Genomic DNA, 12,889 nt, shown 5'->3' on the forward strand with positions numbered 1-12,889 from the left:
ACCCTGCTACCAATATGTATGAATCAGGGCATCATAATTCAGCGATGACCTACCCCTTGAATGGCATTGCCCCCTTGTCCCACCTCGGCGTGATTCGCGTGGAAGGCGAAGACGCTGCCAAGTTTCTGCACGGCCAGCTCACCCAGGATTTCGCCCTGCTCGGCATGGACCAGGCCCGCCTCGCGGCCTTCTTGTCGGCCAAGGGCCGCATGCAGGCCAGCTTCATCGGCTTCAAGCGCAGCGCCACCGAGGTGCTGCTGGTCTGCAGCCGCGACCTGCTGCCTGCCACGCGCAAGCGGCTGTCGATGTTTGTGCTGCGCGCCAAGGCCAAGCTGACCGATGCCACCCCCGACATCGCCCTCTATGGCGTTGCCGGAGACGCTATCAACTCCGTAGCTGGCAGCGCCCAGCCCGCCTGGACCAAGGCCGATGTGGGTGCCGCCACCGTGGTGCACCTGTACCCCGCCAATGGCACCCCGCGCGCCCTCTGGTTAGCCCCCGCCACAGAGCCCGCGCCCGCAGGCCCTGCGCTGGATGCCACGCTGTGGCTCTGGAGCGAAGTCATCAGCGGTGTCGCCACGCTGACCACGCCGGTGGTCGAAGCCTTTGTGCCCCAGATGCTCAACTACGAATCGGTGGGCGGCGTGAACTTCAAGAAGGGCTGCTACCCCGGCCAGGAAGTGGTGGCGCGCAGCCAGTTCCGTGGCACGCTCAAGCGCCGCGCCTACATTGCCCATACAGCAGCCGAGGTGGCGGTGGGCGCCGAGGTGTTCAGCACCAGCGACCTCGAACAGCCCTGCGGCACCGTGGTGCAGGTGGCCGCTGCGCCCGGCGGCGGGTTTGACACCATCGTGTCGCTGCAGATCAGCGCTGCCCAAGAGGGCTCGCTGCAAGTGGGCGCAGAAGGCGGCGTGGCGCTGTCGCTGCTGCCCCTGCCCTACCCGCTGCTGGACGATATTTGAGCCAAATCGGGCACAGGCGCTAGTCCAACATGCCCGAGTAGCTCTCCTTTTAATAGCAAACCATCAAAGCTTGCGGGCCATGGCGATGTGCGCAATGCCTGCCTCTTCGTACGGCTCGCCCACCACCGTGAACCCCGCGCGGCGGTAAAAGCCCTCGGCGCTGCGTTGGGCGTGCAATTGCACTTCGGCATCGCCCCGGGCACGCGCCGCGTCCACCAGCGCATCCAGCAATTGGCGGCCCCACTGCGCACCGCGCACCGACCGGTCCACCGCCATGCGGCCGATGCGGCCCACGCCGGGTGCGTGCTGCAGCAGGCGGCCCGCAGCGACGGGCATGCCCAGCCGGTTGTACAGCACAGCGTGGCGCGCCGAAATGTCGTGCCTATCGGCCTCGACCTCGGCCGGAATGCCCTGCTCATGCACAAACACATCGGTGCGTACGCGGCCGGCATCGCGGCCCAGGGTGTTCCAATCGCCGGTGCGCACCTCGGCCATCTCGGCGCCCGCTTCAAAGCCTTCAAAGATCGCACGCAGTGCGGGCGGCACCGGGCGCGAGGTCTGCGTGGCCGGGTCCGCAAACACATAGACCAGCTCGGCAGAGATCAGCAGCCGGTCGCCACAAAAGATGCCCGCCGTGAACAGGCACGACGAGTTGCCGATGCGCGCGCACTTCAGGCCCACGTCCAGCGTGTCATCGAGCCGCGCCGAGGCGTGGTACTCCACCGTGGCCTTCTTCACATACATCTCGCCGCCCAGCGCCAGCATGCTCGCCTCGTACGGCAGCGCCAGCGCGCGCCAGTACTCGGACATGGCGGTATCCACGTACATGAGGTAGTGCGCGTTGAACACGATCTTTTGCATGTCCACCTCGGCCCAGCGCACGCGCAGGCGGTGGAAACAACGGAAATCACTGCGTTGCATGGGTTCGTTTACTCCAGGTGAAAAGCCAGCCGCAGCGCGCGGGCTGCGTCGGCATGGGCCTTGCGCGCTTCGGGGATGGCGCGGCCCATCTTGATGAATTCGTGGGTCACGCCCCGGTAGATGTCCAGGTCCACGGGCACGCCCGCCAGGCGGAGCTTGTCGGCATAGTCAACGCCTTCGTCCACCAGCGGGTCGCATTCGGCCAGGCCGATCCACGCGGGTGCCACGCCCTCCACGTCCGGCGCCAGCAGCGGCGCAAAACGCCAGTCCTCGCGCTCCTCGCGGGTGGTCACGTAATGGCCAAAGAACCAGCTGATGGCGGGCTCCTCCAGCACCAGGCCAAGTGCAAAGGTGGCGTGCGAAGGCGTGTCCTGGTGCGCCGCGCAGCCGGGGTAGATCAGCAGTTGCAGCGCCAGCGGCAGGCCGGCATCGCGCGCCAGGATGGCGTTGACGGCGGCGAGGGTGCCGCCTGCACTGTCGCCGCCCACGGCTAGGCGCTGGGGGTCGGCGCCCAGGCTTTCTGCATGGGCGGCCAGCCACTGCAGCGCATCCCACGCATCATTACTGGCTGTGGGAAAGCGGTGCTCCGGCGCCAGCCGGTAGTCCAGCGACACCACCATGCAAGCCGCCAGACGCGCCAGCTCGCGGCACAGGATGTCGTGCGTGGCGATGTTGCCAATGGTGAAGCCGCCGCCGTGGGTGTACAGCAGCAGGGGCAAGCCCTTGTCGGTGCTGGGCGCGTACAGCCGTGCGGGCAGCATGGTACCGTCGCGGGCGGGGATCTGCAGGTCTTCCACCCGCGCCAGCGCGGCCTTGGGCACCTCCAGCACATCTGCACCCGCCTGGTAGGCGATGCGTGCCTCTTGCGGCGTGCGTGTGTGCAGCGGCGGGTGCCCGGCGCGGGCCATGCGTTCGAGCACGCTGCGCATCTGGGGGGTGAGGCGGGTGTGGTGGATGTGCAGGTCGGTCAACGGTCGGGGTCTCGGCAGAAAAGACAACGGCCCGCAAGGCGGCGGGCCGATCAGGGGTAGGTTACTTGAAGCTCAGTCGCACGGGTGCTGCGCCGGGCAAGCCGTCGTAGGTGGCCGTCACCGACAAGCCAGCCTTGGGCGGCAGTAATGCAGAGAACGAGCCCAGGCTGATCAGATCGCCCGGCTGCATGGCCAGGCCTTCCTGCGCGAGCGCACCGGCCAGCCACACCACCGCGTTGAGCGGGTGGTCCAGGATGTCGCTGCCTTTGCCGCCACCCAGACGCGCACCCGCGCCATCGGTCAGCGACACGTTCATGTAGGCCAGGGCCTGGAGCATGGCAAAACGCTCGCCCCGGTACGCCGGCACCGCAATCGGGGCACCCGCCACGCCCAGGCGCGCGCCCACGTTGATGGCAGTCACGCCCGCACCGTTGAGCTTGGGCGGCGCCTGCACCATCAGGTCGGGCAGCTCGATGAAGGGGATGATCTGGTCCACGGCGTCCAGCACGTCCATGGGGGTCTTGGCCTGGTTGATGGCGGCGCTTTTCACGCGCACCAGCATGTCGGCCTCGTACAGGGGGCGGGCACCGAAGGCTGCATCCACCGTGGCGCCACTGGGCAGCACCATGCCCTCGTAGAGCTTGCCCCACACGGGCTTGTCGGTGTTGAAGCGCTTTTGCACGGCGGGGTTGGTCAGGCCCGCCTTGTAGCCAATCACCTTGCCCATGCGCTGGGCCAGCAAGGCGTTGACCTTGCCGCGTGTGCAGGCGCCGTCGGCGTCCGTCAGGTTCTCGGGATTGGCCGCCGGGGTCTTGGCCACATAGTTGGCCACCAGGTCGGCGGCCTGCGCGTCCGTGAGGCACTGGGCCTTGGCGCTTGTCACAGATGCGACGACCACCAGGGCCGCCATCAGGGTTTGCTTCGTTTTCAAGGCTGTCTCCTCCTTATAAAGTGGGCTCAGAACCTTTTCAAAGGCTGGCGAGCTATCGTAATCGCTGGCACCCCCATTCACACATTCTGTTGCACCATGGCTTTCATCTACTACGTCACCCAGATCCAGTTTGAATTCGGCGCCGTCCAGCTGCTGAAGCAGGAATGCGAGCGCGTGGGCATCACCCGCCCTCTGATCGTGACGGACCCCGGCGTGAAGGCCGCCGGCGTGCTGCAAAAGGCGCTGGACGCGCTGCCCGGTATGACGGTAGCCGTGTTTGACCAGACCCCCTCCAACCCCACCGAAGCCGCTGTGCGCGCCGCCGTGGACATGTACAAGGCCCAGGGCTGCGACGGACTGATCGCCGTGGGCGGGGGCTCCGCCATCGACTGCGCCAAAGGCATCGCGATTGCGGCCACGCACGAGGGGCCCCTCACCCACTACGCCACCATCGAGGGCGGCTCCCCGCGCATCACCGACCGCGCTGCGCCGCTGATTGCCGTGCCCACCACCAGCGGCACGGGCAGCGAGGTGGCGCGCGGCGCGATCATCATCGTGGACGACCACCGCAAGCTCGGCTTTCACTCGTGGAACCTGGTGCCCAAGACCGCCATCTGCGACCCCGAACTCACCCTCGGCCTGCCCCCCATGCTCACAGCAGCCACGGGCATGGACGCGATTGCGCACTGCATGGAAACCTTCATGTCCGCCGCGTTCAACCCGCCCGCTGACGGCATTGCGCTGGACGGCCTCACGCGCGGCTGGGCGAACATCGAGCAGGCCACCAAAAACGGCAGCGACCGCGATGCACGCCTGCACATGATGAGCGCCAGCATGCAGGGCGCCATGTCATTCCAAAAGGGCCTGGGCGCCGTGCACTCGCTCAGCCACAGCCTGGGCGGCGTGAACCCGCGCCTGCACCACGGCACGCTCAACGCCATGTTCCTGCCCGCCGTGGTGCGTTTCAACGCGCAGGCCGAATCGGTGCAAAAGGAAAGGCGCCTGGAGCGCATGGCCCACGCCATGGGCCTGGCCAGCGCAGGCGATATTCCCGAAGCCATCCGCGACATGAACGCCCGCCTGGGCCTGCCCACCGGCCTGGCCGCCATGGGCGTGAACGAGGCGATGTTTGACGACATCATCAAGGGCGCGATGGCCGACCACTGCCACAAGACCAACCCGCGCATCGCCACCCCCGAGGAATACCGCGACATGCTGGCCCAGTCGCTCTGAACCCAGCCGCCTCACCCTCGGTACCACCGCCGTGCACCTGGGCCCGGCAGCCCATGGTGGGGAGCCAGCGCGTGCCCGTTCACTTGTCAGGCGCGCATTGCGCGTGCTGGCAGCTCCGCAGTTTTACAAAACGTCACACATCAGCAACACCGCGCCGGTAGCGCGATGCAAAACCACGCTCACAACTTCTCACAAGATAGACTCGCCGCTGTCAACAATTAATTAACCATTCATTACCACTGGGGTTGTGGGGGAGGACCACCGTCAATGCGCACCGGAAATCTCACCACCTGGCTTCTGCGGGGCACCTACCCCCGGCTGTATGTGTCCATCGTGGCGATCATCCTGCTGGTCACTGGGGTGCGCTACCACTACCTGCTGACCGCAGAAATCGACGAAGCCCTGCAGCAAGGCTCTACCGAACTGCGGCGCGCCAGCGATCCTTTGCAGCTGCGCCTGGCCGCCGTGCCCGCGCCCGATGCCGACACCGTGACCCGTATCCTGACCGAGGGGTTGGCGCAGGCCGCGCCGGCAGTGGCGTCCATCAAATGGCAGGCCGCCGACCAGCCCGCCATTGAGGTCACCGCCCTTCCCTACCCCGCCAATGCTCCGAAATGGTTTACCGATTGGCTGGACCTCTCCGCCCCTGTGCAGCAGTCCGGCCTCGCGCTGGCAGACGGCACATCGGGCCGACTGACGGTGACGGCCCACCCGCAGCCCCTGGCGGACCAGGTGTGGGCCACGGTGCTGGTACAGGCACGCATCTCGGCACTCAACATCTTCACCATCTTCTTTCTGCTGACGCTGCTGCTGCGGGCCAATGCCCGCATGCTGCAGCGCCTGGCCCAGGCCACCGACGCGTTTCGCCAGGGTTACCTGAGCACGCGCATGGAAGTCACCGGCACGCTGGAGTCCCGCGCCATGGCCGAGACCTTCAACGACATGGCGGGCAAGGTGCAGTCCTTGGTGCTGTCCTTGCACGAAACGCAGCGCCAGCAAAGCGAGCAACTGCACTTCACCCGCCAGTTGATCGATGCCCTGCCCCTGCCCGTGTTTGTGCGCCATGCCGACGGCACCTACCTGGACGCCAACCGCGCATGGCAGCGCCTGTTCCAGTCACAGCCAGGTGCTGACGGCGCTGCAGGGGCCAGCCTACCGGCCGAACTGGCCCCGGAACGGTCGGCCCGGATCGCCAGCGCGCACGACAACGAGATCCGCATCCGCCCGCCCCACCAGCCCCCACTGGACATGGCCTATTTCGAAGCGCCCTTCACCAGCACCAACGGCGAACTGGCTGGCACCATCGGCACGCTGGTGGACGTGACCGAGCGCAAGCGCGCCCAGGAAGCCCTGCGCGCTGAAAAGGAACGTGCCGAGGTCACCCTCGCCTCCATCGGCGACGGGGTCATCACCACCGACCTGGGCGGGCGCATCGAGACCATCAATGAGGCCGCACAGCTCATGACCGGGTTCACGGCCGACCAGGCGCTGGGCCGGCAGCTGGACGACGTGTTTCGTCTGTACGAAGAGCCCGCCAGCCGCACCGCCAGCGCGGCCGCCGAACGCGACACCCAGCCGGGTGGGCTGCAGCAGGCGACCTACGAGGTGCTGATCCACCGCTCGGGCGAGCGCTATGCCATCGAGTACACGGCCGCCGCCATCCGCGAAGGCAGCGGCCACGCGGCGGGCTGCGTGCTGGTGTTCCGCGACGTGACCGAAACACGCAACCTGCGCCACCAGATCTCGTGGCACGCCCGCCACGACGCGCTCACCGGTCTGTACAACCGCGCGGCCCTGGCCGAAAAGCTCACACACGCCCTGTTTGTGGCCCGCAACAAGCAGCTGCTGCTGGCGGTGTGCATGCTGGACCTGGACCACTTCCAGGCCGTGAACGACACCTTTGGCCAGCGCGTGGGCGACCGTCTTCTCAAGGAAGTGGCGCGGCGCCTGGGCGCGTTCATCACGGCCCACGAAGCCGTAGCCCGCATGGGCGGCGACGAGTTTGTGCTGCTGCTGGGCGAACAGCCCGATGTGCCCGCCATCGAGGCGCGCCTGGCCGTGCTGATGCAGCAACTGGCCGCGCCCTATGCGATTGACGACCGCCTCGTGAACATCACCGTCAGCATTGGCGTGGCCGTGTTTCCGCAGGACGACGCCAACCCCGACACCCTGCTGCGCCATGCCGACCAGGCCATGTGCCAGGCCAAAAGCTTCGGGCGCAACCAGTTGCACGTTTTCGACGTGCAACACGACCACGCCGTGCAGACCCAGCACACCCGCCAGACCCGTGTGGCCCGCGCACTGCACGCGGGCGAACTGGTGCTGCACTACCAGCCCAAGGTCAACCTGCGCACGGGCGAGATCATCGGGCTCGAAGCCCTGCTGCGCTGGCAACACCCGCAAGAGGGGCTGCTGGGCCCGCAGCATGTGCTGCCGCTGGTGGAGGACACGGACCTGCAGGTCGAACTGGGCGAATGGGTGCTGCGCCAGGCCCTGGCGCAGATGCGGGTGTGGAGCGATGCGGGCATGGGATGGGAGGTCAGCGTCAACATCGCAGCGCCCCACTTTCACCGGCCCAACTTTGTGCAGCGGCTCAAGGACATCCTGCACACCTGCCCCGAGGTGTCTCCCTCGCGGCTGGAGCTGGAGATCCTGGAATCCGCCGCGCTCGAAGACATGCAGTACATGCGCCGCATGATGCAAAGCTGCCAGGCCCTGGGCGTGCGTTTTGCGCTGGACGACTTCGGCACCGGCTTTTCGTCCCTGTCCTACCTCAAGCGCCTGCCCGCCGAGACCATCAAGATCGACCAGTCCTTCGTGCGCGGCATCCTGGAGGACGGCGACGACCTTACCCTCGTCAAAGCCATCGTGGCGCTGGCGGCTGCGTTCCACCGCCATGTGGTGGCCGAAGGCGTCGAAACCGCCGAACACTGCGCCAAGCTGCTGGAGCTGGGCTGCGAACGCGCGCAGGGTTATGGCATTGCCCGGCCCATGCCTGCGGCCGACGTGCTGCCTTGGGCCCGGGACCACGCTGCACGCCATGCTGCCCGGGCGGTGCAAGAGGCAGCGCGCCGGTCTGCCTCGATCTGAGAATCCTTCGGCCAGCGCAGCGGTCCCAGCGGGCGACGATGGCGCTGCGGCCCCGCCGCACTACAACCGCTGCACCGCGCCCATGTCCGGCCGCTCCAGCCATTCGCGCCACTCATCCACCAGCTGCTGGCTGGCGCGCGTGGCCGCGAGCCACGCCTGGGCCCGGGCACGGCTGTCCGTGCCGTAGTGGGTGAAGTCGTTGCGGTCGGGCAGCTTGGCGTTGGGCAATCGGCGCACCCAGTCCGGGTCGGGTGACAGCACCACCATGTTGTCGAGCGCCGACGTGGCCTTGTGGCGCCACTTCAGCCCCTTGTCCAGCCAGCCCGGCACCACGCGGTGCTGGAAGTGGGGGTAGAGCACGATGCCGCCAGCACCCGCACGCAACGGCTCGACCGCAGTTTTTGAGTCTTTTCCGCCGGAAGCGCTAGTGCTCATTACCTGAGCAGCTATCAATTCAGAAGCATCACCGTTCGGCAGACCATAGGCAAGATGCAGGTGGTAGTCGGTGATGCCCCCATCCCAGTAGGCGCCCCGGGGCGCGCCCGGGATGTTGTGCACGGCCTGCAGAACAAACGGGATCGAGCAGCTGGCCTGCAGCGCTTGCATGAAGTTGTCTGCGCTCAACCCCACCTGCCGGGTGCGGTAGTCGGTCGTGGCAAAAGGCAAGGCGGCGCCTGACGAGGAAAACACCACCCGCTCCAGCCAGGCCCCCATCGCCTTGCGGTGCACGGTGTTGGTCACGAAGGCCCCCAGATACCCCAGGGGCGTACCCAGCGCATGTTCGCGCCCCAGCACATGGCGGCCCCGGGACGTGACGATGTGCAGGCGGTAGCGCGGGTGGCTCAGCACCTCCTGCACCCGCCCGCCATAGAAGGCCTCCAGGTTCTGGCCGAACCGCTCGCTCACATGGGCGGCTGTGGGGCGTTTTTTGCCGGGTGGCAGCTCGTAGTCCTGGTGGATGTAGTCGTGTTCCAGCCGTTCAAACGCCACCACCGACTGCTGCAGGCAGGCTGTCGCCATGCGCCAGGCGCCTATGGAGGCGCCCACGAGGTGCACGGGCTGGTCAGAGCGCGGTAGCCATTCCCCAAAAATGAACCTGTCCATCGGCCCCAGGATCAGCCCCTTGGGACCACCGGCAGCCGCCGGGATCACGCCCACGTCGGCTGGCTGCAAGCCCTGTTGTTCGAGGTGTTGGCGGGCGCGGGGGCCGGCGTGGATGCGCAATGCTTTCATGGCGCCGATTGTCGCAAAGCGGCTGGGGCAGCACCGTCGATCCGTAGACCACCCCAGCAGCGCCCTCCCCATGGCAACCGCCTGACCCCCTACCGGGCTGCTAGACGATGAAGTCCGCCGCTGCCTCCGGCCGGGCCGTCCAGTCAATCGGGTCTTGCTGCAGCACCATGTCGATGTCGAGCCCCAGGGCCAGCCCCACTTCGCCAGGGAAGGACACTGCCAACTCCTTCTCGTTCAGCTCAGCCTCGCGGGCGCGGGCGCGCCAGGCGGCCAGGTGGATCACGCCTGCCAAGGGTTCGTACACCTTGTTGTCAAACGGTGCATGCTGGTGCTGCAGGGCATCAATCACCACCTCGGGCAGTTGCCAGCGGCGCGCGCAGCCCGCCGTGACCTGGCCATAGCTGTAGCCAAAGATGCGCTGCTCGATCTTGTCGCGGCGCAGGTCAAACGGCGCCACGAGGGTGTTGACCGACTGGGCCTTCTCAGGGTCGGCCAGGTGGATCACCAGCTCGCCTAGGGCATGCAACAAACCGGCGGTATACGCCGCGATCTGGTTGTGGTGGACGATGCCTGCCAGCGAGCGCGCGAGCTTGGCGGTGTTGAGGCTGTAGCGCCAGAACTGCTGCATGTTGACCCCGGGCACCGAGCGTGACGTAGTGCCCAGCGGAGCCGAGGTGACCAGCGTGCGCAGCTGTGCAGTGCCCAGCAGCGCCAGCGCCTCTGGGATGCCTGCAATCTGCCCGGGCAGCTGGAAGGTGGGGGAATTGGCCAGCTCCAGCAGGCGCGCGGCCAGGGCCGGGTCGGTGCCAAACAGCTGATTCAGGCGCCGCAGGCTGGGCTCAGCGTGGGCCAGCTCGCTCATCAGCAGCGCCACGGCGCGCGGAAGGCTGGGCAGTGCCACAGGTTCGGCCAGCAGTGCGTTCAACTCCATGGGGTACGGCGCCGGTGGTTGGTTCAGGTGCTGGCGATTATGGGCCCCTGCACGGCCAAAAAACCACCGGCGGCACAGCGGGCTGCGTCAGCGGCCTTTGGCCTGTTGCAACTTCGCAAATGCCGACGCCATGGCCGACTGCTGCACAGGCTCGGGGCCACGGCGCTGGGGCTGTGCATAGCCACGGCCTGCGCCCTCAAAGCGGTTGTCACGGGGTGCGCCCCGGTCACCGCCCTGGCGTGGTGGTGCGGCGTCCAGCTTCATCGACAGGCCAATGCGCTTGCGCTCCACGTCCACTTCCATGACCTTGACCTTGACGATGTCGCCCGTCTTGACCACCTCGCGGGCGTCGTTCACAAACTTGTGCGCCAGCTGGCTCACATGCACCAGACCGTCCTGGTGCACGCCCAGGTCCACAAAGGCGCCGAACTGGGCCACGTTGCTCACCGTGCCCTCCAGGATCATGCCTTCCTTCAGGTCCTTGATGTCTTCCACGCCGTCATTGAAGCGCGCCACCTTGAAGTCGGGGCGCGGGTCGCGGCCGGGCTTTTCCAGCTCGGCCAGGATGTCCTTGACGGTGATCACGCCAAACTTTTCGTTGGCGAACAGTTCGGGCTTCAGGGTCTTGAGCATGTCGGCCCGGCCCATCAACTCGGCCACCGGCTTGCCGGTCTTTTCCATGATCTGCTCGACCACCGGGTAGGTCTCGGGGTGCACGCCCGTCATGTCCAACGGGTTGTCACCGCCGCGAATGCGCAAGAAGCCCGCGCTCTGCTCAAAGGTCTTGGCGCCCAGGCCCGCCACTTCCATCAACTGCTTGCGGCTCTTGAACGCGCCGTTGGCCTCGCGCCAGCGCACCACGGCCTTAGCCACGCTGCCCGACAGGCCCGACACGCGGGAGAGCAGCGGCACGCTGGCCGTGTTCAGGTCCACACCCACGGAGTTCACGCAGTCTTCCACCACCGTGCCCAGGGTGCGTGCCAGCTCGCTCTGGTTCACGTCGTGCTGGTACTGACCCACGCCAATGCTCTTGGGGTCGATCTTGACCAGTTCGGCCAGCGGGTCTTGCAGGCGGCGCGCGATGGAGGCGGCGCCGCGCAGGCTCACGTCCACATCAGGCATCTCTTGCGATGCGTATTCGCTGGCGGAATACACCGAGGCACCCGCCTCGCTCACCACCACCTTCTCGATGGCGCAGTCGGCCTTGGCCGCCATCTTGATCAGGTCGGCGGCCAGTTTGTCCGTCTCGCGGCTGGCCGTGCCGTTGCCAATCGCAATCAGATTCACGCCGTGCTTTTCCACCAGCTTGGCCAGGGTGAAGAGCGAGCCATCCCAGTCGCGCTTGGGCTCGTGCGGATATACCGTGGCGGTCTCCACCAGCTTGCCGGTGGCGTCCACCACGGCCACCTTCACGCCGGTGCGGATGCCGGGGTCCAGCCCCATCACTACGCGCGGGCCGGCCGGTGCGGCCAACAGCAGGTCGCGCAGGTTGTCGGCAAACACCTTGATCGCCACCTTCTCGGCCTCGTCGCGCAGGCGGGCAAACAGGTCGCGCTCGGTAGAGAGGCTCAGCTTCACGCGCCAGGTCCAGGCCACGCACTTGCGGATCAGATCGTCCGCCTTGCGGCCCTGGTGGCTCCAGCCCAGGTGCAGGGCAATCTTGCCTTCTGCCATGCTGGGCTTGCCGGGTTCGGGCTCCACCGGCAGTACCAACTTGGCTTCCAGAATCTCCAGCCCACGCCCCCGGAACACCGCTAGTGCGCGGTGCGAGGGCACGCGGCCGATGGGCTCGTCGTAGTCAAAGTAGTCGCGGAACTTGGAGACCTCGGGGTCGTTCTCGTTCTTGCTGTCCACCTTCTTGCTGCGCAGCAGGCCCTCGGCCCACAACCACTCGCGCAGGTTTTGCACCAGCGCCGGGTCTTCGGCCCAGCGCTCGCTCAATATGTCGCGCACGCCATCCAGCACCGCGGGCACGGTGGAGAAGTCGGCACCGGGCTTGCCATCGTCCAGCACCTCGGGCGGCTTGGTGAATGCAGCGGCCTCCACGGTAGGGTCCAGCGTGGGGTCGGCAAACAGCTTGTCGGCCAGCGGCTCGATGCCGAACTCGCGGGCGATCTGGCCCTTGGTGCGGCGCTTTTGCTTGAAGGGCAGGTAGATGTCTTCCAGCTCTTGCTTGGTGGGCGCGGCGGCAATGGCGGCACGCAGCGCGTCGGTCAGCTTGCCTTGTTCGTCAATCGCCTTGAGCACGGCCACACGGCGGTCTTCCAGTTCGCGCAGGTAAGACAGGCGCGCCTCCAGCTCACGCAGCTGGATGTCGTCCAACCCGCCCGTCACTTCCTTGCGATAGCGCGCGATGAAGGGCACCGTGGCGCCGCCATCCAGCAGCTCCACCGCTGCGCGCACCTGTTGTTCACTGACTTTGATTTCTGCGGCCAACTGCCGAACGATCTGCTGCATGGGTGGGGCGGACTCTCTGAAACTCGGTCAAACAAAAAAGCGAAGCGCGCGAGTTTGCCACAGGCGGTTTGGCAGCCCGGAGACGGGTCGGCGGATTGTTCTCAATACTGGAACAGTTAGTTTGCGACTGGATAGTTTTTCCATGAACACCATCGGCGTA

9 protein-coding genes are annotated in these 12,889 nt (G+C 66.7%); 3 read left to right on the forward strand and 6 right to left on the reverse strand.

The window, feature by feature from the left end; genetic code table 11:
* The first annotated feature begins 44 nt into the window (after nt 1-44).
* Entirely contained in the window at nt 45-962 is a 918-nt protein-coding gene (gene ygfZ, locus ACT531_RS06025) for a CAF17-like 4Fe-4S cluster assembly/insertion protein YgfZ (protein WP_476016838.1), read from the forward strand.
* Between the two features lie 63 nt (nt 963-1,025).
* Here ygfZ and ACT531_RS06030 read toward each other — a convergent pair whose 3' ends face one another.
* The 3 genes from ACT531_RS06030 to ACT531_RS06040 form a co-directional block, all read right to left on the reverse strand.
* A complete protein-coding gene (locus tag ACT531_RS06030; RefSeq protein WP_288850510.1) occupies nt 1,026-1,883 on the reverse strand; it encodes a YbgC/FadM family acyl-CoA thioesterase in 858 nt (285 codons plus the stop codon).
* A gap of 8 nt (nt 1,884-1,891) precedes the next feature.
* The gene (locus ACT531_RS06035) at nt 1,892-2,854 is read right to left on the reverse strand and encodes an alpha/beta hydrolase (RefSeq protein WP_476016839.1); all 963 of its coding nucleotides are present in this window, start codon (nt 2,852-2,854) and stop codon (nt 1,892-1,894) included.
* Between the two features lie 61 nt (nt 2,855-2,915).
* Nucleotides 2,916-3,785 (reverse strand): 2-keto-4-pentenoate hydratase, encoded by an 870-nt coding sequence (locus tag ACT531_RS06040; protein ID WP_476016840.1) that lies wholly within the window; start codon nt 3,783-3,785, stop codon nt 2,916-2,918.
* 96 nt (nt 3,786-3,881) lie between these two features.
* Here ACT531_RS06040 and ACT531_RS06045 point away from each other — a divergent pair, with 96 nt between their 5' ends.
* Nucleotides 3,882-5,018, forward strand: coding sequence for an iron-containing alcohol dehydrogenase (locus ACT531_RS06045; protein ID WP_476016841.1), 1,137 nt, complete (start codon nt 3,882-3,884; stop codon nt 5,016-5,018).
* Nucleotides 5,019-5,285: 267 nt separating this feature from the next.
* The gene (locus tag ACT531_RS06050; protein ID WP_476016842.1) at nt 5,286-8,108 is read left to right on the forward strand and encodes an EAL domain-containing protein; all 2,823 of its coding nucleotides are present in this window, start codon (nt 5,286-5,288) and stop codon (nt 8,106-8,108) included.
* A gap of 60 nt (nt 8,109-8,168) precedes the next feature.
* Here ACT531_RS06050 and ACT531_RS06055 read toward each other — a convergent pair whose 3' ends face one another.
* The 3 genes from ACT531_RS06055 to ACT531_RS06065 all read right to left on the reverse strand — a co-directional run bounded on the left by ACT531_RS06055 (nt 8,169) and on the right by ACT531_RS06065 (nt 12,729).
* Complete coding sequence (locus ACT531_RS06055; protein WP_476016843.1) at nt 8,169-9,341, reverse strand: patatin-like phospholipase family protein; 1,173 nt, start codon at nt 9,339-9,341, stop codon at nt 8,169-8,171.
* Nucleotides 9,342-9,441: 100 nt separating this feature from the next.
* Nucleotides 9,442-10,272 (reverse strand): HDOD domain-containing protein, encoded by an 831-nt coding sequence (locus ACT531_RS06060; RefSeq protein ID WP_476016844.1) that lies wholly within the window; start codon nt 10,270-10,272, stop codon nt 9,442-9,444.
* A gap of 87 nt (nt 10,273-10,359) precedes the next feature.
* Nucleotides 10,360-12,729 (reverse strand): Tex family protein, encoded by a 2,370-nt coding sequence (locus ACT531_RS06065; RefSeq protein ID WP_476016845.1) that lies wholly within the window; start codon nt 12,727-12,729, stop codon nt 10,360-10,362.
* Nucleotides 12,730-12,889 lie beyond the last annotated feature (160 nt).

Source organism: Acidovorax sp. DMC1 (assembly GCF_056314325.1).

Excerpts from the sequence above, each read along its gene's own strand:
- ygfZ (WP_476016838.1), top strand. The coding sequence starts at position 45 with ATGACCTACCCCTTGAATGGCATTGCCCCCTTGTCCCACCTCGGCGTG.
- ACT531_RS06030 (WP_288850510.1), bottom strand. The coding sequence starts at position 1,883 with ATGCAACGCAGTGATTTCCGTTGTTTCCACCGCCTGCGCGTGCGCTGG.
- ACT531_RS06045 (WP_476016841.1), top strand. The coding sequence starts at position 3,882 with ATGGCTTTCATCTACTACGTCACCCAGATCCAGTTTGAATTCGGCGCC.
- ACT531_RS06050 (WP_476016842.1), top strand. The coding sequence starts at position 5,286 with ATGCGCACCGGAAATCTCACCACCTGGCTTCTGCGGGGCACCTACCCC.
- ACT531_RS06055 (WP_476016843.1), bottom strand. The coding sequence starts at position 9,341 with ATGAAAGCATTGCGCATCCACGCCGGCCCCCGCGCCCGCCAACACCTC.
- ACT531_RS06060 (WP_476016844.1), bottom strand. The coding sequence starts at position 10,272 with ATGGAGTTGAACGCACTGCTGGCCGAACCTGTGGCACTGCCCAGCCTT.
- ACT531_RS06065 (WP_476016845.1), bottom strand. The coding sequence starts at position 12,729 with ATGCAGCAGATCGTTCGGCAGTTGGCCGCAGAAATCAAAGTCAGTGAA.